This is a genomic window from Streptomyces sp. NPDC001750 (genome assembly GCF_042892615.1).
Taxonomy (GTDB): Bacteria; Actinomycetota; Actinomycetes; order Streptomycetales; family Streptomycetaceae; genus Streptomyces.
In genome coordinates, this window is record NZ_JBIAUE010000008.1 from 1 (window position 1) to 24,417 (window position 24,417).

At 72.5% G+C, this 24,417-nt stretch carries 24 protein-coding genes; 12 read left to right on the plus strand and 12 right to left on the minus strand.

Annotation, left to right across the window (positions count from 1 at the left end):
• Positions 1 to 240: 240 nt before the first annotated feature.
• Positions 241 to 1,086: an SGNH/GDSL hydrolase family protein gene (locus ACFYY6_RS15020; protein WP_351632605.1), complete on the plus strand. Its 846-nt coding sequence runs from the start codon at positions 241 to 243 to the stop codon at positions 1,084 to 1,086.
• A gap of 172 nt (positions 1,087 to 1,258) precedes the next feature.
• Here the strand turns inward: ACFYY6_RS15020 and ACFYY6_RS15025 are convergent, their stop codons facing one another.
• The 6 genes from ACFYY6_RS15025 to ACFYY6_RS15050 are packed head-to-tail and all read right to left on the minus strand — an operon-like array spanning position 1,259 to position 7,447.
• The gene (locus ACFYY6_RS15025) at positions 1,259 to 2,137 is read right to left on the minus strand and encodes an STM4011 family radical SAM protein (protein WP_351632607.1); all 879 of its coding nucleotides are present in this window, start codon (positions 2,135 to 2,137) and stop codon (positions 1,259 to 1,261) included.
• 8 nt (positions 2,138 to 2,145) lie between these two features.
• Entirely contained in the window at positions 2,146 to 3,522 is a 1,377-nt protein-coding gene (locus ACFYY6_RS15030) for an STM4012 family radical SAM protein (protein WP_351519758.1), read from the minus strand.
• Positions 3,519 to 4,334: an STM4013/SEN3800 family hydrolase gene (locus ACFYY6_RS15035; protein WP_351519814.1), complete on the minus strand. Its 816-nt coding sequence runs from the start codon at positions 4,332 to 4,334 to the stop codon at positions 3,519 to 3,521. Before ACFYY6_RS15035 ends, ACFYY6_RS15030 begins: the two co-directional genes overlap by 4 nt.
• A 37-nt stretch (positions 4,335 to 4,371) precedes the next feature.
• The gene (locus ACFYY6_RS15040) at positions 4,372 to 5,532 is read right to left on the minus strand and encodes an STM4014 family protein (RefSeq protein WP_351519759.1); all 1,161 of its coding nucleotides are present in this window, start codon (positions 5,530 to 5,532) and stop codon (positions 4,372 to 4,374) included.
• Positions 5,513 to 6,484, minus strand: coding sequence for an STM4015 family protein (locus tag ACFYY6_RS15045; protein WP_351519761.1), 972 nt, complete (start codon positions 6,482 to 6,484; stop codon positions 5,513 to 5,515). Before ACFYY6_RS15045 ends, ACFYY6_RS15040 begins: the two co-directional genes overlap by 20 nt.
• A 6-nt stretch (positions 6,485 to 6,490) precedes the next feature.
• The gene (locus ACFYY6_RS15050) at positions 6,491 to 7,447 is read right to left on the minus strand and encodes an STM4015 family protein (protein WP_389193407.1); all 957 of its coding nucleotides are present in this window, start codon (positions 7,445 to 7,447) and stop codon (positions 6,491 to 6,493) included.
• Positions 7,448 to 7,646: 199 nt separating this feature from the next.
• Here ACFYY6_RS15050 and ACFYY6_RS15055 point away from each other — a divergent pair, with 199 nt between their 5' ends.
• On the plus strand, positions 7,647 to 7,973 hold the full coding sequence (locus ACFYY6_RS15055; protein ID WP_351519764.1) for a hypothetical protein: 327 nt from the start codon (positions 7,647 to 7,649) through the stop codon (positions 7,971 to 7,973).
• A 202-nt stretch (positions 7,974 to 8,175) separates the two neighbouring features.
• The gene (locus tag ACFYY6_RS15060) at positions 8,176 to 9,177 is read left to right on the plus strand and encodes a DUF6745 domain-containing protein (RefSeq protein WP_351632619.1); all 1,002 of its coding nucleotides are present in this window, start codon (positions 8,176 to 8,178) and stop codon (positions 9,175 to 9,177) included.
• A 202-nt stretch (positions 9,178 to 9,379) separates the two neighbouring features.
• Here the strand turns inward: ACFYY6_RS15060 and ACFYY6_RS15065 are convergent, their stop codons facing one another.
• The gene (locus ACFYY6_RS15065; protein ID WP_242433792.1) at positions 9,380 to 9,991 is read right to left on the minus strand and encodes a TetR/AcrR family transcriptional regulator; all 612 of its coding nucleotides are present in this window, start codon (positions 9,989 to 9,991) and stop codon (positions 9,380 to 9,382) included.
• A 116-nt stretch (positions 9,992 to 10,107) separates the two neighbouring features.
• On the opposite strand from ACFYY6_RS15065, the gene ACFYY6_RS15070 reads away from it, so the two are divergent.
• The 7 genes from ACFYY6_RS15070 (at position 10,108) to ACFYY6_RS15100 (ending at position 16,895) form a co-directional block, all read left to right on the plus strand.
• Positions 10,108 to 10,557, plus strand: a complete 450-nt coding sequence (locus tag ACFYY6_RS15070; protein WP_389193410.1) for a TIGR03618 family F420-dependent PPOX class oxidoreductase — start codon at positions 10,108 to 10,110, stop codon at positions 10,555 to 10,557.
• Positions 10,558 to 10,685: 128 nt separating this feature from the next.
• Positions 10,686 to 11,978 carry an MBL fold metallo-hydrolase gene (locus tag ACFYY6_RS15075; RefSeq protein WP_351519768.1) on the plus strand — a complete coding sequence of 431 codons (1,293 nt, stop codon included), beginning with the start codon at positions 10,686 to 10,688 and terminating at the stop codon, positions 11,976 to 11,978.
• Positions 11,979 to 12,386: 408 nt separating this feature from the next.
• Complete coding sequence (locus ACFYY6_RS15080) at positions 12,387 to 14,441, plus strand: ATP-binding protein (RefSeq protein ID WP_389193414.1); 2,055 nt, start codon at positions 12,387 to 12,389, stop codon at positions 14,439 to 14,441.
• Positions 14,442 to 14,448: 7 nt separating this feature from the next.
• Positions 14,449 to 14,883 carry a roadblock/LC7 domain-containing protein gene (locus ACFYY6_RS15085; RefSeq protein ID WP_351519770.1) on the plus strand — a complete coding sequence of 145 codons (435 nt, stop codon included), beginning with the start codon at positions 14,449 to 14,451 and terminating at the stop codon, positions 14,881 to 14,883.
• Positions 14,884 to 14,885: 2 nt separating this feature from the next.
• Entirely contained in the window at positions 14,886 to 15,257 is a 372-nt protein-coding gene (locus ACFYY6_RS15090; RefSeq protein ID WP_107430453.1) for a DUF742 domain-containing protein, read from the plus strand.
• 487 nt (positions 15,258 to 15,744) lie between these two features.
• Positions 15,745 to 16,311 carry an ATP/GTP-binding protein gene (locus ACFYY6_RS15095; RefSeq protein ID WP_351519815.1) on the plus strand — a complete coding sequence of 189 codons (567 nt, stop codon included), beginning with the start codon at positions 15,745 to 15,747 and terminating at the stop codon, positions 16,309 to 16,311.
• Entirely contained in the window at positions 16,308 to 16,895 is a 588-nt protein-coding gene (locus ACFYY6_RS15100; RefSeq protein WP_351519771.1) for a GAF domain-containing protein, read from the plus strand. Before ACFYY6_RS15095 ends, ACFYY6_RS15100 begins: the two co-directional genes overlap by 4 nt.
• A gap of 12 nt (positions 16,896 to 16,907) precedes the next feature.
• Here the strand turns inward: ACFYY6_RS15100 and ACFYY6_RS15105 are convergent, their stop codons facing one another.
• The 5 genes from ACFYY6_RS15105 to ACFYY6_RS15125 form a co-directional block, all read right to left on the minus strand.
• A complete protein-coding gene (locus tag ACFYY6_RS15105) occupies positions 16,908 to 18,818 on the minus strand; it encodes a DUF2264 domain-containing protein (RefSeq protein ID WP_389193417.1) in 1,911 nt (636 codons plus the stop codon).
• Between the two features lie 82 nt (positions 18,819 to 18,900).
• Positions 18,901 to 19,359 carry a polysaccharide lyase beta-sandwich domain-containing protein gene (locus tag ACFYY6_RS15110; protein ID WP_351632635.1) on the minus strand — a complete coding sequence of 153 codons (459 nt, stop codon included), beginning with the start codon at positions 19,357 to 19,359 and terminating at the stop codon, positions 18,901 to 18,903.
• Positions 19,360 to 19,381: 22 nt separating this feature from the next.
• Positions 19,382 to 19,576 (minus strand): hypothetical protein, encoded by a 195-nt coding sequence (locus ACFYY6_RS15115; RefSeq protein ID WP_351519772.1) that lies wholly within the window; start codon positions 19,574 to 19,576, stop codon positions 19,382 to 19,384.
• Positions 19,577 to 19,931: 355 nt separating this feature from the next.
• Positions 19,932 to 21,026 (minus strand): LacI family DNA-binding transcriptional regulator, encoded by a 1,095-nt coding sequence (locus ACFYY6_RS15120; protein WP_351519773.1) that lies wholly within the window; start codon positions 21,024 to 21,026, stop codon positions 19,932 to 19,934.
• 62 nt (positions 21,027 to 21,088) lie between these two features.
• On the minus strand, positions 21,089 to 22,075 hold the full coding sequence (locus ACFYY6_RS15125; RefSeq protein WP_351632642.1) for a hydroxyacid dehydrogenase: 987 nt from the start codon (positions 22,073 to 22,075) through the stop codon (positions 21,089 to 21,091).
• 342 nt (positions 22,076 to 22,417) lie between these two features.
• On the opposite strand from ACFYY6_RS15125, the gene ACFYY6_RS15130 reads away from it, so the two are divergent.
• Both ACFYY6_RS15130 and ACFYY6_RS15135 read left to right on the plus strand, forming a co-directional pair.
• Positions 22,418 to 23,428, plus strand: coding sequence for an ABC transporter permease subunit (locus ACFYY6_RS15130; RefSeq protein ID WP_351519777.1), 1,011 nt, complete (start codon positions 22,418 to 22,420; stop codon positions 23,426 to 23,428).
• Between the two features lie 85 nt (positions 23,429 to 23,513).
• On the plus strand, positions 23,514 to 24,374 hold the full coding sequence (locus ACFYY6_RS15135) for a carbohydrate ABC transporter permease (RefSeq protein WP_073781541.1): 861 nt from the start codon (positions 23,514 to 23,516) through the stop codon (positions 24,372 to 24,374).
• The last annotated feature ends 43 nt before the right edge of the window (positions 24,375 to 24,417 follow it).

Genomic DNA, 24,417 nt, shown 5'->3' on the forward strand with positions numbered 1-24,417 from the left:
CGCGGGCGCCGCCCGCCCCCCCCCCCGCCACCCCCCCCCCCCCCCCGGCCCCCCCGCCCCCCCCCCCGGGGGGGGGGGGGCCCCCCCCCCCCCGGGGGGGGGGGGGCCCCCCCCCGCCCCCCCGCCCCTCCGTGCCGTGTATTCCCCGACGGCGGATCTGACCGGGTGGTCTATCTCACCACCCGTCAACCCCTTATTACGGTCGCGTAGGTCACATTCGTCGGTGCAGGATAAGCGTTCGTGGCAGACGATTCGAGAAACAATCAGCGTGGCGTCATCGACCGACAGGGCGTCATCGGGTCGTACGCGGCGATCGGCGACAGTTTCACGGAAGGGGTCGGCGACCCCGGCCCGGACGGGACCTACATCGGCTGGGCGGACCGGTTCGCCGTGCTTCTCGCGGACCAGCTTCCGGAATCCGCCGGGGGCACGAGCGCCGAAGGCCCCACGCACCCGGGCTTCCGGTACGCCAATCTCGCCGTACGCGGACGCCTCCTCGACCAGATCGTCGAGGAACAGGTGCCGCGCGCCAAGGAGCTGGCACCCGACCTGGTGAGCTTCTGCGCGGGCGGCAATGACATCATCAGGCCCGGCACCGACCCCGACGACGTGGCCGAACGCTTCGAGCGCGCGGTCGCCGAACTCACCGACTCGGTCGGCACCGTCATGGTCACCACCGGTTTCGACACCCGGGGCGTTCCCGTGCTGCGCCATCTGCGCGGCAAGGTCGCCACGTACACCGCCCACGTACGGGCCATCGCCGACCGCTACGGCTGCCCCGTCCTCGACCTGTGGTCGCTGCGCTCCGTCCAGGACCGGCGGGCCTGGGACGACGACCGGCTCCACCTGTCACCCGAGGGGCACACCAGGGTCGCGCTGCGCGCCGCCCAGGTCCTCGGGATCGAGGTGCCCGCCGACCCCGACCAGCCGTGGCCACCGCAGGCCCAGCGCGGCACGCTGGAAGTCCGCCGCGACGACATCCACTGGGCGCGCGAGCACCTGGTGCCGTGGATCGGCCGACGGCTGCGCGGCGAGTCCTCGGGCGACCACGTCGAGGCCAAGCGGCCGGACCTCCTGCCGCTCTGAGGAACGTCGCGCGGCGGCGTCGCCCGCCGGGAGGACGGCCCGGACCTCGCCGACGGGATCCGGCCGGCGCCCCCCGCCCCGCGCGCCCTCCCACCTCGCCGCCGGCCCCCGCCCGGGGCCGACGAGAGGGGCACACCTGTCGGAGGTCGCGCGGATCCGGGCCGGCCCGCCTTCACGGACGCCCGGCGAGCGACGACGGCGGGGCCGCCGGTATCCGTTCCAGCACCCCGCCCGCGAACACGTCGTAGAGCGGCAGTGTTTCCAGGTGCACATAGCCGATGTGGCAGTCGCACACGGCCAGCGGGCAGGCGCGCGGACGGAGCGCCTCCAGGTAGCTCCCGTCGTAGAGGTTGCCCAGCTCCGCCCGCACGAAATGACAGCGCCGCACCGTGCCGTCGCCGTCCACGGAGATCACCGACTCGCCCGTCCGGCACGGCAGTCCGGCCGACCGGTGCGGATGCCTGCTGTACGGGAAGAGCGGGTCGATCGCCGTCCAGCGGTCCGCCTCCTCGTCCGTGTAGGTGTGCCCCTCCGCCGCGTTCACCCACAGGTACACCTCGTCCGGCAGCGCGGCACGCAGCCGACGGGCCTCGTCGAGGTGCTCGTCGAGCCCGACCACGCCGACGCTGTGGCGGATGCCGAGCGCGGACAGCTCCCGGCACTTGCCCAGGAACCGCTCGTAGGGCGTCTGCCCCGGGTGGTACGTGCACCAGAGCGCGATCTTCTTGCGGCCGGCCTCCCCCGCCTCGGCCAGCCAGGCCGTCCGGCCGCTGAGATTGGTCTGGATCGCGACCCGGCCGATGTGCGGCAGCCGGGCGAGATCGACCAGCGCTCGCCGGTACCAGGACCGGACCAGGCCCTCGCCCCACGGCGTGAACAGGACCGAGAGCCGGTCGCCGGTCCGCTCCGCCGCCCACGCCGTGAACCGCTCCAGCGCCGCGCGGTCGGCGCGCAGCTGGTCCGGGCTGTCCCGCCGCTTGGCGAACGGGCAGTACGGGCAGTCGTAGTCGCAGGACGCGAGCGGACCGCGATAGAGGATGGTCAGGTCCATGGGCGCGCTCACTTCAGCTCGTACGCGGCCATCGCGGCCCGTACGCCGGGGGAGAACAGCTCGGGGCCCAGCGCGTCGGAATGGGCCAGGCCCTCGGGGGAGAGCCTCAGCAGACCGGACGCCCCGGCCCCCGTGTCGAGCCAGCCACGTTCCTCGAACCGGGCCAGCTCGGCGGGGAAGTCGTCGGCGGGGAGGCTGCCGAACCTTTCGCGGTAGTCGGCCAGCGCCATGCCCTCGGCCTGGAGGACCGACTGCAGGAGGTGGCGTCGGCGCGCCTCGTCGCCGTCGACGTACCGCCCCACCTCGGCGCGCGAGAAGTCCTCGGTGGCGGCGTAGCCGTCGATGATCGCCCGCACCTCGCGCATCTCCACCGCGTAGTCGAAGGAGTAGTGCAGCCGTGAGGTGTACGAACGGGCCCCGCACCCCAGACCGATCATGCCGTCCGTCTGGCAGGCGTGGTCGTCGGGTCCGTCCGTGCGCGGGGCGTCGGCGCGGCGGAACATCCGCATCGACACCTGCTCGTAGCCACGGGCGAGGAGATGGTCCCGGCCCGCGCGGTACAGCCGCAGCCGCTGCCGGTCCCAGGCGGCGTCCGCCGCTTCCTCCTCGTCCGCGCGCGCCTCCGCGCCCAGCCGGCCGAGACCGGTCAGCGGGCGGACGTACAGCGGGTACAGGTACAGCTCCTCCGGCCGCCACCGCAGCGCCGCGTCCAGCGAGGTGTGCCAACTGTCCTCGGTCTGCCCGTCGATGCCGTAGATCAGGTCGATGTTGAGGACCGGGACACCGGCGTCGCGTATCCGGTCCAGGGCGTTCTCCACATCGACGCGGCGCTGCGGCCGGACGGCGGCGCGGGCCTCGGCCTCGACGAAGCTCTGCACCCCGATGCTGATCCTCGTCGTGCCCCGGCCCGCGAGGACGGCCAGCCGGTCGGCGGTCGCGGTGGACGGCGACGTCTCGACGGACAGCGGGACGGCCCGCAGATCGGCGCCCATCCGCTTCTCCGCGATGTCGCACAGCCGTTCCAGCTCCGCCGCCGTCAGGAACGTGGGCGTGCCCCCGCCGAACGCCGCGGCGGCGAACCGTACCGGTTCCGCGTCGCCCAGTGCGTCCCGGACGGCGATGGCCTGCCGGTCCAGCGCGTCGAGGTACCGGGTCGTCAGCTCGTCGGGAGCGCCGATCCGCGTGAACAGGTTGCAGAAGCCGCAGCGGACCTCGCAGAAGGGTATGTGCAGGTAGAGCGAGAGCGTGTCCTTGCGCTCCGACGCCCACAGCTCCCGCAACGCCGGCCGGTCCGGCAGCGGGCGGTAGGCCGTCTTGTGCGGATAGGCGTAGACGTAGCTCCGGTAGGGACGGACGGCCGGTGCGGCGGTGGTGGTGCGGCTCATGACGCGGTGGCCCCCGGTTCCAGGAAGAAGTGCGCGTACGGGACCGTCCACACGGACTCGTGGCCGATCCGGTGACCGGTGTAGCCGTCGTCCCCGTACGCCGTGCCGTGGTCGGAGCAGACGATGGCGAAGCAGCGGCGACGGCTGCTCGCGGCGGCGAAGAGACGCCCGATGTGGGCGTCGACGTATTCGAGCGCGGCGGCGTGGGTGGCTCGGGAGTCGCCCGCCTCGGGGGTGGCCCCCGGCGTGTGGAACCAGTTGGGCTGGTGCAGCGCGGACACGTTGACGAAGAGGAACAGCCGCTGCTCCGGGGCGAGGGAGGAGACCACCCGCTCCGCCCGGGCCACCTGTGCCTCGAAGGACGTGGGCGACGCGACACCGAACTCCGGTTCCCAGTGGCTCTCCTGGAACAGGCCGGGCAGCACGGAGCCCAGTGCCCCCTGCTTGTTGAAGAACCCGACACCGCCGATGCACACCGTGCGGTACCCCACCGAGGCGAGGCCGGACGGCAGGTCCGGCGTGTCGAAGACGAAGGTGCCCGACGCCGTGGACTCGCTGCCCGCGAACCGGGCCGCGAACAGCCGGGGATGGGGCCCCGGGCCGACCGGGGTAGGCAGGAAGCCCGCGAACATCGCCTGGTGCGAGGCGTAGGTGAAGCTGCCGGGAGCGTGGCGCGTCTCCCACGCGCCGCCGGGCAGATGGCGCGCCAGATGGGGGATGCGTCCCGCGGCGGCGAGCTCCTGCGCCACGTCGTGGCGCAGCGTGTCGAGGGTGACGAACAGCAGGTCGTGGCTTCCCACGACTCCGCTCATGTCCGGGTTCTCGCAGGCCGAGGCGGCGGCCGCGGTGTCAGTGAGTGGGGGTTGCACGGTGGTTCCTTGCTCGGTTCAGTACGGCGGCGACCTGCGCCGCGTAGGTGTCCAGGCCCTCGGCACCGCTGCCGGGGAGCCCGGTCAGCCGCGGCAGCAGGTCACCGAAGGCGTTGACCTCGCAGACCGCGAAGCGCCGCAGGTCGGACGAGGGCAGCAGATCGACGCCGACAGACAGTGTGTCCGGGAAGCACGCGGCGGCCCGTTCGCACACGGCCAGGGCCTCGGCCCAGTCGCCGCCCGCGGCCGTGACGGCCGCGCGGAACTCGTCGAGATCCCCCCGCGCGCCGCCGAGGTGGAGATTGGTCATGGGGGAGCGGCTGGTACGCACGACGGCGTGGGTGGCGCGGCCCGCCACCACCACGACCCGCAGGTCCGCCGCCCTGCCGCGCCGGGTCGCCTTGGGCAGCCAGCGTTCCACGTGCAGCCCGTCCGGAGCGAGCGCGTCGACGATCGCCCCGACCTCCCGCTCCGTCGTGCAACGGCGCACCCGCAGCGAATTGAAGAGCCGGCCGGCCGCGTCGCGCTCCACCGATGTGGTGGCCCGCACCCGGCCGGGTCCGGCCGTCTCCACAGCCAGGACCCCCGAGGCGGACGAACCGTGCGCGAGCTTCACGAAGGCCCTGGGCATCCCGTGGACCGCCATCCGCTCGCGCACGTCCGCCCAGTCGCGCACCGCGGGGGCCGCGACCCCCGACGTCGGCGAGGCGGGCACCGGGATCCCGGCGCCGTCCAGCACGGCGTGGCACAGCCGCTTGTCGAACAGCACCGCGATGTCGCCGGGGGCGTCGAGCAGCACGGCACCGGATTCGGCGGCGTCCCGCGCCACCGATCGCAGGGCGGCGGTGAACCGGGCGTACCACAGGGCGGAGCCCTCGACCCTGGTCGGATCGTCGACCGCCCGGAGCAGCCGCTCCACCTCGGCGTCCTCCCCGGGCGAGTCCATGCGCACGGTCTCGCCCGGACGGAATACGGCCTCGCCGCGCAGCACGTCCGGCCAGGGGACGACCCGCGCGGGCGGCAGCCCGGCCGCGCGCACGGCGTCCTGGAAGAGCGTGACCCGGCGGTTGCCGGGCACCCCCACGACGGCGAGACGCGGCGCCGGACCCGCCGGCCCCGGACTATTCGCTGACGGCGACATAGCGGAACTCGTCCTCGTCCGGATCCCAGTACGCGACCTCGTCCACGTCGCGGATCACCCGGTCGGGACCGAGTAGCTCCCCGAGACGGTCCATCAGCGCCGCGCCGGCGTAGTGGTGGTGCAGGTCCAGCGAGGTCAGATGGGTGAGCGGCTGGCCCGAGAGCAGCGCCTCGACACCCTCGTCGCCCAGGGTCCCCATCGCGAGGGACAGCGATTCCAGCTGCGCGACGACCGGGGCGGAGGCCACCGCGGCCGCGATCTCGTCCTGGATCTCGCTGTTCTGCAGTCCGAGATGGCGCAGGGCCGGGATCGACGCCCCGGACAGCAGGGGCGCCAGGTCCTCGACGCCCGCGTCCCCGCCGTACTCGGACACGCCGAGCCAGAGTTCCAGATGCTCCAGCGCGGGCAGCTCGGACGCGCCGACCGCGCGCACGACCTCGGCCGGCAGTCCGCCCGACTCGAACCGCAGCTTCCTGAGCGAGGTGTGCCGCACCGGGCGCAGCGCGAGCGTCGACCCGTCGCCGAAGGTGCTGCCGCACCCGCGGACCGTCAGCTCCTCCAGCGCGCCGAACGCCTCGACGACCGGGGTGATGTCGGCCATCTCCAGCCAGGACAGCTCGCACTCCTCACCGACGACGTCGGCGAGGAAGAGCGCCTTCAGGGCCGGGAAGCGGTCCGCGTCCCCGGCCAGCAGCTCGACGACGGGAGTGAAGGACACGTAGTCCTCCTGCCACCACGGACCGATCAGGAGGGCCCGGACCTTCGTCGTGTCGACCGTGTCGACGAAGTGCCGCCACAGCCCGGCGAACGTCAGATCGCCCTGCCAGGCGCTCTCCAGCCGCCATGCGACGGAGTCGGCCGCGGGAAGGGGATCGGCGCTCTGCGTGCCGGGCCCGGGCAGGGTGAGAACCGGAAGGCCGTGGAACGTCTCGGGGTGTTCGATGTCCGTCATCGCACGTCACTCCGACACCGCGGTGTACCGGCCCTCGACCCCGCGGTCGCCCCACGGCTTCTCGCGCTCCGACACGTCGACCCGTACGCCGTGGGGCTTCAGCGCCTGGACGACCCGGCGCTCCATCGGCTCGGTCATGAAGTGGTGGTGCAGATCGAGGCATTCGAGATGGGTGAGCGGCTGGCCGTCCAGCAGCGCAGCCGCGCCTTCATCGCCCAGCGTGCCGTTCGACAGGTCGAGGACCCGGAGCTGGGCGACGACCGGGGCGGCCGCGACGGCGGTCGCGATCTCGTTCTGCACCTCGCTGTTGCGCAGACCGAGGTGCGTGAGCCTCGGGAAGCGGGAACCGGAGAGCAGCGGGGCGAGGTCCGCCACGTCGGCGTCGCCCCCGTACGCGGAGACGCCGAGCCAGAGGTCGAGCCGCTCCAGCGCGGGCAGTTCGCTGTCCAGGACGCCTCGGAGCGCACCGACCGGCAGGCCTCCGGTCTCGATGGTCAACGCGCGCAGCCGCTCGTGCTTGCAGGGGGAGAACTCCAGGTCCGTGCCGCCGCGCACCCCGAGCTCCAGCAGATCGGGGAAGGCGTCGAGCAGCGCCGTGACGTCGGACTGCTCGATCCAGGAGATCTCGTTCTCCTCCATGGTCATGTCGCCCACGAAGATGGCCTGGAGCGAGGTCAGCCGGTCGGCCGCGGCGATCACCAGACCGATCGGGTACGAGGAGGGCTCCTCGTAGGACTCGCCCCACTGACCGATGATCAGTGCGCGGACCCCCGCCGGGTCGACGGTGTCGAGAAACGTCCGGAACGCCTCCTCCCAGGTCTTCTCGCACTCGTCGTCGTAGGGGTCGACCGAGATGCGCCAGGCCGCCGTGTCGGCTGCCTGGGCGGGTGCTTCGCCCGTCGCGTGCTGGAAGTCGACGGCGGGCAGGCCGAGCAACTCGTGCAGGTGGTCCACACCGGACATGGCCCTGAGCTCCTGGTACTGGGGAACGGCTGATGTCCGCAAGGTTTATCAAGCCCCACTGACAACGCCGTGACCGGGGACCGTCCGGCACGTGTCCGGTGATGCCCGGCAGGCCGCCCGAGGACGCGTTGTCAGACCCTGCCCTTAGCTTCTTCCTCGTGGCCGGCACAGCGGGTGCGGCCGTCGAGGGGAGAGGTCTGTGTACCGACAGGGTGATGTACTGATCATGTCGTTGGCGGAGTCGGCGGTGCCCGCGCATCTCGTGGATGCTCCGGGCGAGCCGAGGGACGGCCGGGGCCGGATGGTCCTCGCGCTGGGCGAGGTGACCGGACACGCCCACGCGGTCCAGGGGCCGGGCCGGCTGATGCGCGAGGCCGGAGCGTTCGGGCCGATGCTGCTGCACCTTCCGGAGGGCGGCCGGGTGGTGCACGAGGAACACGCGGCGATACCGCTGCCCAAGGGCTGGTACCGCGTGGTGCGTCAGCGGGAGTACGCGCCGGGCGCGGTCCGCATCGTCGCGGACTGACCCGGCCGGGCGGCCGGCGGCCGGAAGAGACACCGGTGGGCGGTGGTCCGATCCGGCGCCGGATCACCGAGGCATGCGGGGCACGCCGGGCAGGGGACGCGACGCGCACGACATGGCGTGCGGAAACACCCTGCACCGAACAATCAATACCGAACATCGAACACCTGACATCGAACGCATATTCAGGGGACGAGGAAGACGGATGCAGTACGTGGACTCCTGGCGGGCCGTGGCGGCGGCGACGGGCGCGGCGGACCGGGCCGCGGCCGAGGACGGGGTGCGGCTCGCCTACCGCCGCGCGGGGCTCGCGGAGCCGGAGCGGATCGTCTGGGTCGACTCGCCCAGAGCCGCCGTGGAGGCGGTCGAGAAAATCGTCGACACCGGGCGCTCGGTGCGCGACGAGGTACGGACCCGGCCCTGGGCCCAGGAACGGCGCCGGATGTACGACGAACTCGGCCCGGCGGGCTGGTCCGCCCTGTGGTCGGCCACGGGGGCGCAGCTCTGGGAGACGACGGCGGCGCTCGCCGAGCGGATCAGGGGCGGCATCGTCGCGGACCTCGCCCGGACCGCCGAGGAGGGCGCCGCTGTCCGACTGGTGCTTCTCGACGCGGTCCTGGGCCAGCACGACGCGGCCTGGCTCGCCGCGTTCGACGGCCGGGGCGACCGGCTGGACGGCCTGGCCGAGGTGGCCAGGAACGCGGGCTGGTGGTGGCCGTACGAGCGCGTGGTGGTGATCAGCGAGCGCCCGGAGGCGCTTCACCGGGACGAGGCCGGCCGCCTCGACCGCGGGGACGGCCCGGCGCTCGCCTACCGGGACGGCTTCGCGCTCCACGCCTGGCGGGGCATGCCCGTCCCGGCCGAGTTCCTCGCGGAGCTGAACACCCTGACGCCCCGGCGGATACGCGAGGAGGAGAACGCGGAACTGCGCCGTGTGATGCTGGAGTTCTACGGCTACGACCGTTATCTCACCGAGTCGGGCGCCGAGCCCGTCCACCGCGACGAGACGGGGGTGCTCTGGCGGATCGCACTGGACGGCGACGAGGACGTGGTGATGGTCGAGGTGGTCAACTCCACGCCGGAGCCGGACGGTACGCACCGCACGTACTGGCTCCGGGTGCCGCCCGGCACGCGGACCGCGAAGGACGGGGTGGCCTGGACCTTCGGGCTCTCTGCGGACGTGTACGCGCCCGTGCGCCAGACCTGATCCCCGTGGCAGGGCCGACGGCGCCGAACCGTTCGGTGCCGTCCCCCCGGGACGGCCGGAGCACCCATGCGCCGGATTTCCCGGTCGGCGGACGGTGTCGGGGATTCCTCTGGCAAGCGGTCGCGGGGTCCCGCCGGACGGTGGAGCGGACATCGGCGGGCGGCGACGGGCGACGGCGGACCGGTCGTGATCCGGTGCGCGGTCAGGCCGTCAGCGCCGCGTGGTCGATGCCGAGTTCGCGGGCGAGGGCCTCGTCGGTCCAGGCCATCATCGTGGCCTGGGAGAGCGGTGCCGCATACGACGTCATCTGCACCGTCAGGCCGTCCAGCAGCGCGGTGAGCCGCCACGCCACGGACATCGGGTCGTCGCAGTGGAACTCACCGGCGGCGGCGCCCTCCTCGATGACCTCGGCCAGTTCCGCCTTCCACTGCTGGTCGAGGTCACCGGCCACGTTGCGCAGGGCCGGGTCGCGCAGGGAGGCGGCCCACGCCTCGATCCACAGCCGCCACACCTTGGCGCGGCCCGTCGGCGCGTACCAGCGCACGGCCGCGCGCAGCCGCCGTACCGCACTGGTGCGGCGGCTCAGCAGCTTGCGCAGATGGGCGAGATCGGCTTCCGCGGCATGGGCGAAGGCGGCCGCGACGAGCTTCTCCTTGGTCGAGAAGTGGTAGAGCACGAGCGCGTTGCTCACTCCGAGCACGGAGGCCACATCGGCGATCCGGACCGCCGCGACACCTCTTACCTCGATCTGCTCGACGGTGGCGCGCAGGAGTTCCTCGCGTCGTTCCGCCACGCCCAGTCGCACTCTTGCCACGGCGTCACCCTAACGAATGCACGGGTCCCGGTCGGACCGGGGGCACGGTCGCCCGGTTGTCATACGTGTGTGCGACGGCGCGGAATCCTGTGGTGGCGACGGTCGTTGGATCCTGCATGACGCGAATCGACGCAGGAAACACGCCACAGGAAGCACTGCTCGGTCTGCTCGGCGAGGTGGACGGCGGGGTGCTCGTGACGCTGGGGCGGGACGGCAGACCGCAGCTCTCCAACGTCAACCACCATTACTACGCCGGGGAGGGCATCGTCCGTGTCTCGATCACCGAGGACCGGGTGAAGACGAGGAACCTCCGCCGTGACCCCCGGGCGAGCTACCACGTCACCAGCGCGGACCGCTGGGCCTGGACGGTCGTGGACGGCACGGCCGAGCTGACCCCGTCGGCGACCGACCCGCACGACGCGACGGTGGAGGAACTGATCGCCCTCTACCGCGACGTCCGCGGTGAGCACCCCGACTGGGACGAGTTCCGCGACGCGATGGTCCGGGACCGGCGCCTCGTGCTGCGGCTGCGCGTCGAGCACGCCTACGGGCAGCCGCGTGGGTGACGGCTCAGGGGCCGTCGGTCAGTCCTTCGGGCGACTCGCTCTCGCGCGGTCCGCCGGAATGCTCCGCGCTCGCGCGGGCGTGCGCCCCGCCCATAATTGAGACGACACCGACTCCCCCAGGAGATGATGTGACCGGCGCCGACCCCTTGCCTCTGCTCCGTGCCCGGATGCGCTCGCTGCGTCCCGCCGCATTCGGCGCCGAGCCGGAGGGCGCACGCATGGAGCGGATCCGCCGCTCGCCCCACTTCGTCGACGGCTCCTTCCGCAACCCCGTGGGCGCACGGACCGGACCGTCCGGATCCGCGCTGGAATTCGCGAAGGTCTACTTCCGCAAGGAGGGACGGATACGCAGGGCCCCGGCCGGCACCGTCCCCGTCCACGCCACGACCTACGCGGACCTGGCCGAGCCGCCCGCCACCGGACTGCGGCTCACCTGGATGGGCCATTCCAGCGTGCTCGCGGAGATCGACGGCAGACGCGTGCTGTTCGACCCGGTGTGGGGTGAGCGCTGCTCGCCCTTCGCCTTCGTCGGCCCGAGGCGGCTGCACCCGGTGCCGCTTCCGCTCGCCGCTCTCGGCCCGGTGGACGCGGTGGTGATCTCGCACGACCACTACGACCACCTCGACCTCCCGACGATCCGGGCCCTCGCGGGCACGGGCACGGTGTTCGTGGTCCCGCTCGGAGTCGGCGCCCATCTGGAGCGGTGGGGCGTGCCCGACGACCGGATGCGCGAGCTCGACTGGAACGAGACCACGAGCGTCGCCGGAGTCGCCCTCACCGCCACTCCGGCCCGCCACTTCTGCGGACGCGGCCTGCGCAACCAGCAGCACACGCTGTGGGCGTCCTGGTCCGTCGCCGGGCCCGAGCACCGGATCTACCACAGCGGCGACACCGGGTATTTCCCCGGCTTCAAGGACATCGGCGCCGAACACGGCCCGTTCGACGCGACGATGATCCAGATCGGTGCCTATTCCGAGTACTGGGCCGACATACACATGACCCCGGCCGAGGGGCTGCGGGCGCATCTGGATCTCCAGGGGGGCGAGCCGCTCGGCACGATGCTCCCGATCCACTGGGCCACCTTCAATCTGGCCCCGCACCCGTGGGCCGAGCCGGGGGAGGGGTCCCTCGCCGCCGCGGAGGACGCGGGCGCCGCGATCGCCCTGCCACGGCCGGGCGAACCGTTCGAGCCCACGTCGCGGAGCCTCCCCACCGAGCCGTGGTGGCGTCCGGTGGCCCCGCAGCCGGTGGAGCACCGGCCCGCCGACGCCGCGCGGATCACGGATCTCGCGGAGGCCCCGACGGGAGTCATGTCCCCGGCGGGCGCGGGAACGGCGGGAGCGGGAACGACAGGCCCGGGAACGGTGGACGCGGGAACGGAGGATGGGAGCGGCCACTCCGAGGTGGCCCCGACACCGTGACGGAACCCGGGGCGCCCGCTCGCGTCGAGCGCGAGGGCGGCCCGGAGGGCGGTGGCACGACGGCAGACGGCCCGTCCGGTACGACCGGGCGGGCCGAGCCGTTCCATGCGCCGGGCGGTGCGTGCGGCACTGCGGCCCATTAGGCCGTTCGAGTGTCCGCCGACCGGAGGTTCCCCACGGATAATTCGGTCTTGCGTGCGAGATGCCATACCAGAGCGGGACGGATGGCGGGCAAGTTCGACAACTGCCCGTCGCGCATACGCGAGGGACAACTACGGTGTGTGTCCGGTGAGCAACGGTGGGCTTCCATTGGTGAGCCCGCCCGACCGCCGGACCGAGCCCGACCGAGCACCGTAGGGGGCCACGCATGGACGCCGATTCCTGGTGCCCCACGTACCGAGGACACTGATGTCTCAACTTCGCGCACCCGAGGCGCGACCGGAACGCCGCGAGGGCGGACGGCACGGCCGACCGGGTAGCCGCTCCCACGCGGCCTCCACGAGGGCACGCACCCCCCATCCGTCCCACGAGGCGCGCATACGGCCCCAGATGCTGCGTACCGCGGTGCTGCCGACCGTCGTCGCGGTGCTGAGCGGGGCCGCGGCGGTCATCTGCGCCATCCGCTCGTCCGGCGTCCGGCCGTCCGCCTCGCTGTGGATCGCGCTGGGCGGGGCCGGCGCGATGGCCCTCGCCGCCGTGCTGGCCGCCTTCATCGCCGCCAACCGGGTCGTCACCACCGTCTTCGGACGCTGTCTCGCGCTCCGCCGCGCCAGTGCGCAGGGCCAGGCCGAACTGCAACGGATGGTGGAACTCCTGCGCAACGGCGAGCCCCTGCCCGCACGGAGGCCCGCGCGGTCCGCCGGCCCCGGCAGCGACGCCTTCGAGCTTCTCGCGCAGGAGATCGGCCGTCAGCAGGAGGCCGCCGTCGCCGCCGTCGTGGAGGTGTCCCGGCTCACGGACCACACGGGCGAGGAGCAGAAGGTCGAGGTGTTCGTGAACCTCGCCCGCAGGCTCCAGTCGCTCGTGCACCGCGAGATCCAGTTGCTCGACGAGCTGGAGCACGAGGTCGAGGACCCCGATCTGCTCAAGGGCCTCTTCCACGTCGACCACCTCGCCACACGCATGCGCAGACACGCGGAGAACCTCGCGGTTCTGGGCGGCGCGGTCTCGCGGCGGCAGTGGAGCAGCCCGGTCACCATGACCGAGGTGCTGCGCTCGGCGATCGCCGAGGTCGAGCAGTACCCGAGGGTCAAGCTGGTACCGCCGATCGCCGGCACCCTGCGCGGGCACGCCGTGGCCGATGTGATCCACCTGCTGGCCGAACTGGTCGAGAATGCCACGGTCTTCTCCGCCCCGCACACCCAAGTGCTGCTGCGCGCCCAGCAGGTGACGGCCGGGCTGGCGCTGGAGGTCGAGGACCGGGGCCTGGGCATGCCGGTCGAGGAGCAGAGGCGGATGAACGCCCTGCTCGCCGACCCCGATCAGGTCAGTGTGGCCCGCCTCCTGCAGGACGGCCGGATCGGCCTGTTCGTCGTCGCGTCCCTCGCCCGTCGGCACGGCATCGCGGTACGGCTCCAGAGCAACATCTACGGGGGCACACAGGCCGTACTCGTCCTGCCCCGGACCCTGTTGGGCGTGGACGAGGACGCCCCGGCCGGGCGGGACGCGGTACCGGCGTCGCCCTCCGGACCCGTGCATCGTCCAACGGCCCAGCAGGGCACGAATGTTCACCATCGGCCGAACCCCCATCCGGCCCCGAACCCTCGCTCGAACCCGGATTCCGGCCCGAACCCCGGGCCGAATCCGCATGCCATCGCGCCTCCGGCCCCGCTCCCGTACAGCGGCGCGGCCCCGGTCCCCGGTCTGGACGCCTCCCCGCCGCGCGACCCGGTCGTCGGACCCGCCGCGGACCCACGACCGGGCGCCCGGCCGCAGCCGTACGTCCCCGGCCAACCGCTGGGCCCGTCCGAGCGCGGCGGTCGCCCCGGTGGCCCCGCCCCGGCCGGGCCCCCTCCCGGAGCCCGGCCCACGGGTGAAGGACCACCGGCGCGCGACGGAGAGCACGACGGGTCCGGGGCCGCGTGCGGCGCCGCGGTCCGGCCCCGGCTTCCCAGGCGCAGCACCCAGGAGCACCTGGCTCCTCAGCTCAGGCAGCCCCCGGCCCCGCGCACCGAGGACGAACACGCTCTGCACGACCCGGGTCTCATGGCGGCCTTCCGGCGCGGCATCGACCTGGCCGAGGCCCGCAGCGAGTCCGAGGCCGACATCGACGGCCGGGGCACGGGCACGGACCCGGCCCCCGAACCGGTGGACCGGCCCCGGACCCCGCCGCAGCCCCTGCCGGTCCGGGGGCGGACGGCGCCCTTCGCCCCGCACCGGCGCCTCCCGGGCCAGGACGCGGGCCCGGCACCGGTCCCCGCGCCCGTAGACGACCCCCTCGAAGCAAAACCCTCCAAGGAGTAGATGCGCCATGGCGACCGATATGCCGTCCGGTCAGGTCTCGGACCTCGACTGGTTGCTGAGCGGACTGGTGCAGCGTGTGCCGTACACACGCAGCGCGGTCCTCCTGTCCGCCGACGGACTGGTGAAGTCCCTCCACGGCATGGATGCCGACAGCGCCGACCACATGGCCGCGCTGGCCGCGGGGCTGTACTCGCTCGGCCGCAGCGCCGGCGCGCGCTTCGGCGACAACGGGGACGTACGTCAGGTGGTGGTCGAGCTGGACTCGACCCTGCTGTTCGTCTCCACCGCCGGATCGGGTACCTGCCTCGCCGTTCTCGCCGGACGCGAGGCGGACGCCGCGGTGCTGGGCTACGAGATGACCATGCTGGTCAAGAGCGTCCGGCCGTATCTGATGACCCCGACCCGACAGGCAGTCGCGGTACCGGGTGCCCCGAGGCTGTGAGCGTGTCGGTTCCGCAGGACGGGCCGTTGCTCGACGACGCCGCCGGGCGGCTCATCCGCCCGTACACCGTGAGCAACGGCAGGACCCGTCCGAGCACCGTGCTCGACCTGCTCTCCCTGGTGAGGGCCACGGGTGCCGAACCACAGGCCCCGCTCGGTCCCGAGCACTCCGTCGCGCTGGGGCTGTGCGGCGGCCCCACGTCGGTGGCCGAGATCGCCGCCCATCTGCGGCTGCCCGCGGTCGTCACCAAAGTGCTCGTCTCCGACCTGGTGGACTGCGGGGCAGTCACCGCGCATCCGCCCGCCTTCCATGACACGCCCACCGACCGATCCCTGCTGGAGGCAGTGCTCGATGGCTTACGACGACAGCTCTGACGGCTTCGGCAGCTCCGCCGGGTACGGGAACAGCGAAGGCCCCGAGGGCTACGGGCTCCCCGAGGGGTACGGAGGGCGCGGGCGCCCCGAAGGGTTCGGAGCGTACGAACGTCCGGAGACCTACGAGAACCTCGCAGGCCATGAGAGCGCCCAGGGACTCCACGTACGTCCCGCAAGTGCGGGGGACGGCGGCCGTCCGGAGGGGCACCCGGGCCCCGGCCCGGGGCACGGTTCCGGCGCAGGGCCCGGCTTCGACGGCACTCCCGGCTTCGAGGGCGGTCCCGGTCCCGGCGGGGGCCACGACCCCGGCGTGCCGCACGCATACGGGGGATCCCACGGAGCGAGCGGCGGCCACGTCCCGGGGGGCACCCATGACCGGGGCGGGGACACCGACGCGTCAGCGGGTCCTGCCGGTTCCGTCGGTTCCGCCGCTTCCGTCGATCCCCTCGACGCCGGAGGGCCCGCCGCCGAGGGGTTTCCCGTCGCGCTGAAGGTGCTGGTGGCCGGCGGGTTCGGCGTGGGCAAGACCACGTTCGTCGGCGCGGTCAGCGAGATCGCGCCGTTGAGCACGGAGGAACTGCTGACCCAGGCGGGTGCCACGACGGACAACCTCGACGGCATCGAGTCCAAAACGTCCACCACCGTGGCCATGGACTTCGGCCGCATCACACTCGACGAGCGGCATGTGCTCTACCTGTTCGGCACCCCCGGGCAGGAGCGCTTCTGGTTCATGTGGGACGAACTCTCCCAGGGCGCGCTGGGGGCGGTGGTGCTCGCGGACACGCGACGGCTCGCCGAGTGCTTCGCCGCCGTCGACTTCTTCGAACGCCGCGGCATCGGCTTCGTCATCGCGGTGAACGAGTTCGACGGGGCCCACCGCTACGCGCCCGAGGAGGTACGGGCCGCGCTCGACCTGGGCCCCGACGTACCGGTCGTGCTGTGCGACGCCCGCATCGCCAGCTCGGGCACGGGGACCCTGGTCACGCTGGTCCAGCACCTCATCAACGCCACCTCCGCCCCGGCCCCGCGGACCGCCTTCGGAGCCCGCGCGTGACGCGGCCCGCCTCCGACCGGCCGCTGCTCACGCCCGTGGACCGCGACTCCGTCGTGCGTACCCATCGACTGCGGACCCTGGGGCTCGGGGAACGAGCCGACGCATCGTTCGACAACTTCGACGCCTTCGCCGACCGGGTGGCCGAGGTCACCGACGTCCCCTATTCGATGGTCAACTTCATCGACGGCAACCAGCAGTTCTTCGCCGGGCTGCACACGCCGAGCGGCACGTACAAGGGATCCGACCTGGGTGCCGCCACCGCAGGCAGCAGCCGGGCCGGCCGGTACGTGGCCCTGGACCGCGGCTACTGCCCGCACGTCGTCGTGCGGCGCAAGGCGCTCGTGCTGGAGGACGTCTGCGACTATCCGCGTTTCGCCGGAAACCCGGTCGTCGACGACATAGGCATCCGCTCCTACCTCGGCGCCCCGCTGATCGACCGCACGGGCATCGCCCTGGGCGCCGTCTGCGCGGTCGACACGGTGCCCCGCTCCTGGGGCAGGGCGGGGCTCGACACGATCAAGTCGCTGGCCCGGGAACTCGTCGGCCACATCGATCAGCGGGAGGGCATCAGCACCGGAATCTGACCGCTCGGAGGTTCAGACCTCGACCGTCGTGCCGTCCAGGAACGTCAGCACCACCGAGTCCGCCCCCGTGTGCACCCGCACCGAGTCGCGCAGCGCCTCCGGATGCACGGCGTCCCGGGAGAGGACGACCAGCGAGACATGGATGCTCCGCCCTCCCGGGTGCGGCCGGCTGCGCAGGTACGGGATCGCGGAACGCGGACCGTGGGCGTTGGACTGGACGTCACGCGCCACGGCGGCCCCCTCGACGCCGCCGTCCCAGCCGTACAGCGCGACCAGGGCGCTGCTCAGGCCGTCCGGTGTACGGGCGAGTGCCCAGTCGGGGCCCGCCTGGGCGAGGGGGCTCTCCGCGTGGGCGACCGCGTGTCCGCCCTCGCGCACCACCGCTCCCTCGGGCGCCTCGACCCGGTGCACCCGGACCTCCCAGGGGCCGTGCAGCACGCTCGTCGTCTCGATCCGGTACGTCCGGTCGTCACCGGGGAGCCTCGCCGCGTACCAGGACGAGGCCACCCGGCCCTCGCAGCGCAGCGGATGGATCCGGCGACGCGGCGACGGGGTGCCGTCCGGGGCCACGAGCGCCAGATGTCCGTCGACGGAGCGGGCCAGCGCGTGCGGGGCGGCTTCGGGCGCGGTGGCCGTCGAGTAGCCGAGCTTCGCGTAGTGCGGGTCGTGCGTGCCCTCGGAGGGGTCGGCGGTTTCGTCGTACGGCGGATTGTGGTCGCTGCCGTGGTTGACCAGCCGCACGATGCCGTCGTCACGGGTGCCGTGCAGCAGCCAGCCGGGGGCGGGCAGAGCCGTGTACTGGTCCGACTCCTCGACGGGCAGCGGGAGTTCGCGTGCCGTCCACACCGGATGGTCCGCCGGGAGCAGCAGCCCGAGGAAGCCCTTGCTGGCCCAGTACGGCGACGCGGGGCCGGAGTACGGCTGCGTGCTGGGCAGGAACGTGTCGTACCAGCCGAGCGTCAGCAGCCCCCGCTCGTCCGGCACGCCGCGCTCGGCGAAGTGCCGCATGGTGCCCGAGGCGAGGCGCCGGGTGAGCCCCGGCGCGAGCGGGGTGCAGTCGGCCAGCGCCCCCATCCACACCGGAGCCAGCGCGGCGAACCGGTACGTCAGCGAACGCCCCTGGTGGACCGGCGCCCCGTCGGCACCGAAGAAGTGCGGGTAGTCCTCCAGGAACCTGCGCAGCCGCTGCCGGTAGACGTCGGTCCGGCCCCCGTCGTCGGCGCCCGCCATACGCGACCACAACAGCGGGTACAGATGCATGGCCCAGCCGATGTAGTAGTCGAAGTTGCGACCGTCCCCGTCGGTGTACCAGCCGTCGCCGACGTACCAGTCCTCGATCCGGTCCAGACCGTTCTCGATGTCGGAGTGGCTGTACGGGGCGCCGACCGAGGCGAGGAACTGCTCGGACACCACCTGGAAGAGGCGCCAGTTGTTGTCCCAGGTGCGGCCGCCGACGAACCCGGAGAACCAGTCGACGACCCGTTCCTGCACCCGTGCGTCGAGCCGGTCCCAGATCCACGGCCGGGTCTCGTGCAGTGCCACCGCGACCGAGGCCGCCTCCACCATCTGCTGCGAACAGTCGGTCAGCCCCGGCCACGCCTCGCCGCTTCCCGGGTCCGTGCCGGCCGCGAGCCCCGCCGCGTACCGCTCGACGAGCGTGGGGTCGACCGCCCCGCCCGCGCCCGCGATGCGGCAGGCGGCGAGCAGGAACGACCGGGCGAACCCTTCGAGGCCGTCCGAGACGATTCCCGACCAGCTGGTGCGGCCGGGCAGCCGGTACTGGGCGAAGCCGGGTGTCGCGTAGGGCACCAGCGCGTCCAGCATCCGGTCGGCCACCGCCTCCCAGTGGTCCCGGGTCCAGCCGGTGCGTGACGACAACAGCCTGTCGGGCGCGGGGAGTCGCAGATACGGGGGGACGGACATGGTGGTGCTGCTCCTCGAAGGTGTCGCTGTGCGGTGGTGGGGACGGACGGTGGCGGGATCGGGCGGTAGCGGGATCGGGCGGCTACCTGACGGGTTCGGCCCGGTGGGTGTGGCCGCGCGATCCGCCGACGGCGAGGGTGAGCACGGTCCTGCGGCCGGGGAGGACGTCCACCGTGTCGTGCTTCTGCGCCACCGATTTCGTACGGAAGGGGAGTTCGCCCGAGACGGTGGTGAGCGTGCGGCCCGGGTCGGCGACCGCGACGCCGATGTGCGATCCCCGGCGTCGCGCCAGCACCGAGGCCGGACCCGAGGCGCTGATCCCGGCCGCGGCCGGGAAGCCGGGGTCGTCCGGGTCGAATCCGTGCCCGGTGAGCAGGGTCCCGGCCCGCTGGAGGAGGGCGTCGAAGCCGAGGTCCGCGTCCGCCCCGGCGGGGGCGGGGGCCGTGACGGGGTGCGCCCCCGCGGTCCCGGCCGATGCCATGAGCGTGGTGACGGCCGTGGCGCCGTCCGCCGCGATGAAATTTCTTCTGCTGAGTTCCATGATGGCTTCCGGTCGGTTGGCGTCAGCCGGTCAGCGTCGACGGGTCGACGGGCGGCTCCGGCAGGTTCGGCGCCGCACCCGCCCCGGCCGCGGCGGCGAGCACGGAACGCCGCCCGAGGGGCGAACCGGTGGCCGAAGGGGCGGGAGCCGCGGGACCGGTGGCCGAAGCGGCGACGGAGGCGGTGGCGGAGCCGGCGGGGTCTGTGGGCATACGCATGCGGAACTCTCCCTGCGAAACGAGTGAGGGGCGAAGGCGCGCGGAACGATCCTGCTCGGCGTCAGCATGTAAGCGGTTGCTACACAGTGGCAAGAGGGGGTGGGGAGTTACGACCTCGTCCACGATTGTCAGCGGCGTCGCGGTGTCTGGGACCTCCGCCTCCGGCGTTGTCGTCAGTCGCCGACGCTCCTTCCCCAAGCTCTCAGCTGCGTTCGAGCAGGGGAGACCCCATCCGACTCCCTCCTCCGCCTTGGATCGAAGGCCCCAGACGCCGCTCCTTCCTCCACTGCCAATCGTGGACGAGGTCGTTACTGTGTTTTTCTATGATCGGAGGTGGTCCGGATGGAGTAATCGGTCACCTGCGGGCGGCTCGTCCGGGCCGCGGTGCGACGGAATCGCGTACCACGATGTGCGTGCCGAGCCGCAGCGCTCCCGTGGTCGGCTCGCGCCAGTCGTCCTCGTCCTCGCCGCCGACGGCCAGCCGCACCGCCTGCCGTCCCATCTCCTCCAGCGGGACGTGGACGGTGGTGAGCCGGGGCCGCAGTTCCTGGGCGACGGGGATGTCGTCGTACCCCACCAGCGACACGTCGTCCGGCACTCGCACTCCCGCCTCCTCCAGGGCCTGCGCCGCGCCCGCCGCGACCATGTCGTTCGCGGCGAACACCGCTGTGAAGTCCAGTCCCTCCCGCAGGAGTTCGGCCATCCGCCGGTGTCCGAAGCCCCGGCTGAAGGCGCCGGGGTGGACCAGTCCCGGGTCCGGGGCCACGCCGCGCAGTTCCAGGGCGCGGCGGTGGCCGGCCAGTCGGTCGCGGGTGGTGGAGAGCCTGGGCGGGCCGCCCAGGTAGACGATCCGCTCGTGCCCCTGCATCAGCAGATGGTCGGTGATGGCGAACGCGCCGCCCTCGTTGTCGTACTCGACCGAGGCGGTGGGGACCCGGTCGCCCAGCGGCGGCCGGCCGCACAGCACGAGCTTCGAACCGCCCGCGTCCAGGTCGCGCGCCCTGCGGGCCAGTTCGGTGGTGTAGCCGCGGTCCGCGATGGAGCCGCCGACCACGACCACGGCGTCGGCCCTGCGTTCGTGCATCAGGTCGATGAAGGCCAGTTCGCGCTGCGGGTCGCCCTGGGTGCAGCAGACCAGGCAGAGCCGCCCGCCGAGGGCCGCCTCCCGTTCCACGCCGCGCGAGATGTACGCGTAGAACGGGTCGACGAGCTCGTTGACGATGATGCCCACGGTGCGGTTGGAGACCCCGGCCAGCGCGCGGGCGTGGGCGTTGACCACGTAGCCGAGTTCGCGCATCGCGCTCTCGACCCGCTCCCGGGTCGCCTCGGCGACCGGGTAGTTGCGGTTGAGCACGCGGGAGACCGTGGCCGTCGAGACGCCCGCGCGCCGGGCGACGTCGGTGACCGTCGCGCGGCGTTGCCCGTCCGCGGCCGAACCCTGCCGGCGCATCCGGCTCACCCCCTGGTCGTTGTGGTGTGACGCCGAGCCTAGAGCCTGCGGGGGACATGGACTCACGCGATCCTCCCGAGATCGCCCCGCTGCACCGGGTGCTCGAACGGCGCGCCCTGCGCGTACCGGGCCAGTTCGTCGACGGCGAGCGCCCCGAGCCGCCCCACCTCGTTGCCCTGCGCGCCCGCCAGGTGCGGGGTGAGGAACACGTTCGGCAGGTCCCACAGGGGGTGGTCGGCCGGCAGCGGCTCCGGCGAGGTCACGTCCAGCACGGCGTCCAGTCGCCCGCCGACCAGGTGGCCGGTCAGTGCCTCGGTGTCCACCAGCGGACCGCGGGCGGTGTTGACGAGCAGGGTGCCAGGACGCATCAGGCCGAGGCGCCGGGCATCGATGATCCCCCGGGTCTCGGCCGTGTCCGGGGCGTGGAGTGTCACCACGTCACTGGTCGCCACCAGGGTGTCCAGGTCGGTCGGGGTGACGCCGAGAGCCGCCGCCTCGGCCGCGTCGACGTAGGGGTCGTACAGCAGGACCTCGACGTCGAGGACCCGCAGCAGGTCGATGACCCGTCGGCCGATCCGGGAGGCGCCGACGACCCCGATGGTCAGACCGTGCGTGCCGAGCCAGCGCTGGCGGTCGAGGTCGGCGCCGGTGCGGTGGGTGCGCCGGGTCCGGAAGAGTCCGGCCAGCGGGAAGACGCGCTTGGCGCCCATGATGATCGCCGCCAGGGTGAACTCGGCGACCGGCAGGGCGTTGGCGGCGGCCGCCGACGAGACGACGATCCCGCGGTCGAACGCGGCCGGGGACAGGAACGTCTTCACCGTGCCGGCCGCGTGGATCACGGCACGCAGCGACGGTGCCCGGTCCAGCAGGGCGGCGTCGACGGGCGGGCAGCCCCAGCCGGTGAGCAGGACCTCGGCCCCGGCCAGTGCCGCGGCGGCCTCCGGCGAGTCGAACTCGCCGACCGGGGACGGCCGAAGGAGGTCGGCCGTCGCCTCCAGCCGGGCCCGTACCGACGGCGGGAAGACGTCGTCGAGGAGTCCCGGGCTCATGACCAGGACGGTGCGGGGACGCCGCGGGGGTGGTGCCGCGGCTTCGCCACCGGAATGAGCCGGTGCCTCTTCGGTGGTTCGCACCCTGCCTCCGGATAGTAATCGTGTTCTATGGGGTGACTGGAACGCTAGGAGTGTGGTGGCCGACCGTCAAGCGCTCTCCCGGGAGTAAGTGCCCGACTATCGCCGAATTCTGGGGATTCATCACCCGAGATCGCGTCGACATGGGTGAATGCGACCCAGGCGACTTTCAGCCGGTCTCTTGACGCTTGGGTTAACCGCTTACTAACTTGCCGCCCCAGAAGGCCCACCATGCGCCACCCAGCCGAACAGGACGCCCCCATGGCTGAATCAGCACCCTCTTTGCCGCGGGAGAAGCGGCCCGAGGCCGGAACACCCCCGCCGCCCGCCGAACGGGCCGTCGTCACGCAGCACCGGCTGACGCTCCGACAACGGCTTGAGCGGGACCGGGTGATGCTCCTGCTCACCCTGCCCGGCCTGCTGTACTTCGTCGTCTTCCACTACGTGCCGCTGCTCGGGTACGTGGTGGCCTTCCAGGACTACCAGCCGTACCTCGGCTACATGCACAGCGCCTGGGTGGGCTTCGCCAACTTCACCGCGGCGTTCAGCGAACCGGCCTTCTGGACCGCCACGTTCAACACACTGGAGATCGCCCTCGTCCAGCTGGTCTTCTTCTTCCCGATCCCGGTCGCCCTGGCCCTGCTGCTCAACAGCATCACCAGCGACCGCGTCCGGCGCTTCGTGCAGAGCGTCGTCTATCTGCCGCACTTCATCGGCTGGGTCATCATCGTCTCGATCTTCCAGCAGATCCTGGGCGGCGCCGGGCTCCTGCCCGACGTGCTCGACGGACTGGGACTGCCGCGCTACGACATGATGAGCGACCCCGACGCCTTCCCCTGGCTGCTGACCCTCCAGGTGGCCTGGAAGGACGCCGGCTGGGGCACGATCATCATCCTCGCCGCGCTGCTGAACATCGACAGACAACAGTACGAGGCCGCAGCGATCGACGGCGCGGGCCGGGCCCGCCGCCTGTGGCACGTGACGCTGCCCGGCATCGCCCCGGTGCTCATCCTGCTGCTGATCCTCAACCTCGGGCAGATCCTCTCCGTGGGCTTCGAGCAGATCCTGCTCCAGCGCGACGCCGTCGGCCCGGACGCCGGAGAGGTGCTCGACACCTACGTCTACTACCACGGCATCAAGGACAACGACTGGGGCGTCGCCGCCGCCGTCGGTCTCGTCAAGGCGGTCATCGGGACCGCACTCGTCCTGGGCGCCAACAAGTTCGCCCACCGCCTCGGCCACGAAGGGGTGTACCGCGGTGCTGACCGCTGAGAAGACGCGCGCCACGACGCGCCCCACCACCACACCGCGGCCTCCGGCCGCCCCCGCCCGCTCGTCCGAGGGCCGGCCCCCGTGGATGGAACGCCCGACCCGCCTCGGACAGGCCGCCAAGGCCGTCGCCGTCGTCGTGGTCGTCCTCGCCGTCGCCTACCCGCTGGTCGGCGTCATCGGCACGAGCTTCGCCTCGCAGACCGACATCATCAAGAGCTCCGGCCTCGTCCTGTGGCCCGACCACCCGACCCTGGACGCCTACCGCACCATCTTCACCGGCGGAGTCGTCACCCGGGCCCTGATCGTCTCCGTCGGCATCACCGTCCTCGGCACCCTCGCCAGCCTGCTGGTCACCATCGGCATGGCGTACGGACTCTCCCGGCGCGACGTCACCGGCTCCCGCTTCATCCTGATGACGGCCCTGTTCACGATGCTCTTCAACGCGGGCATCATCCCGAACTTCCTGCTGGTCAAGGGCCTCGGCCTGTACGACACCTACGCGGCGCTCGTCATGCCCACCCTGGTCAGCGCCTTCAACCTGGTGGTCCTGCGGTCCTTCTTCATGAACCTGCCGGAGGAGCTGTACGACGCCGCCAAGGTCGACGGTGCGGGGGACTTCCGCATCCTGGTGCGGATCGTCCTTCCGCTGTCCAAGGCCGTCCTCGCCGTGATCAGTCTCTTCTACGCGGTGACGTACTGGAACGCCTTCTTCAACGCGCTCCTGTACCTCAACGACTCCGACAAGTGGCCGCTGCCGATGGTGCTGCGCACCTACGTCCTGCAGGGCCAGAGCCTGAACGCGGCCTCGGCCGGCGAGGTCCTCGCCCCGCAGCAGGCCGTCCAGATGGCGGTCCTGGTGATCGCCGTCGTACCGATCCTCTGCGTCTACCCGTTCCTCCAGCGCTACTTCACCAAGGGCGTCCTCACCGGCGCCGTCAAGGGCTGAGCGCAGCCACCTCCCCCCACTCCTTCCTTCCCCTCTCCCAAGG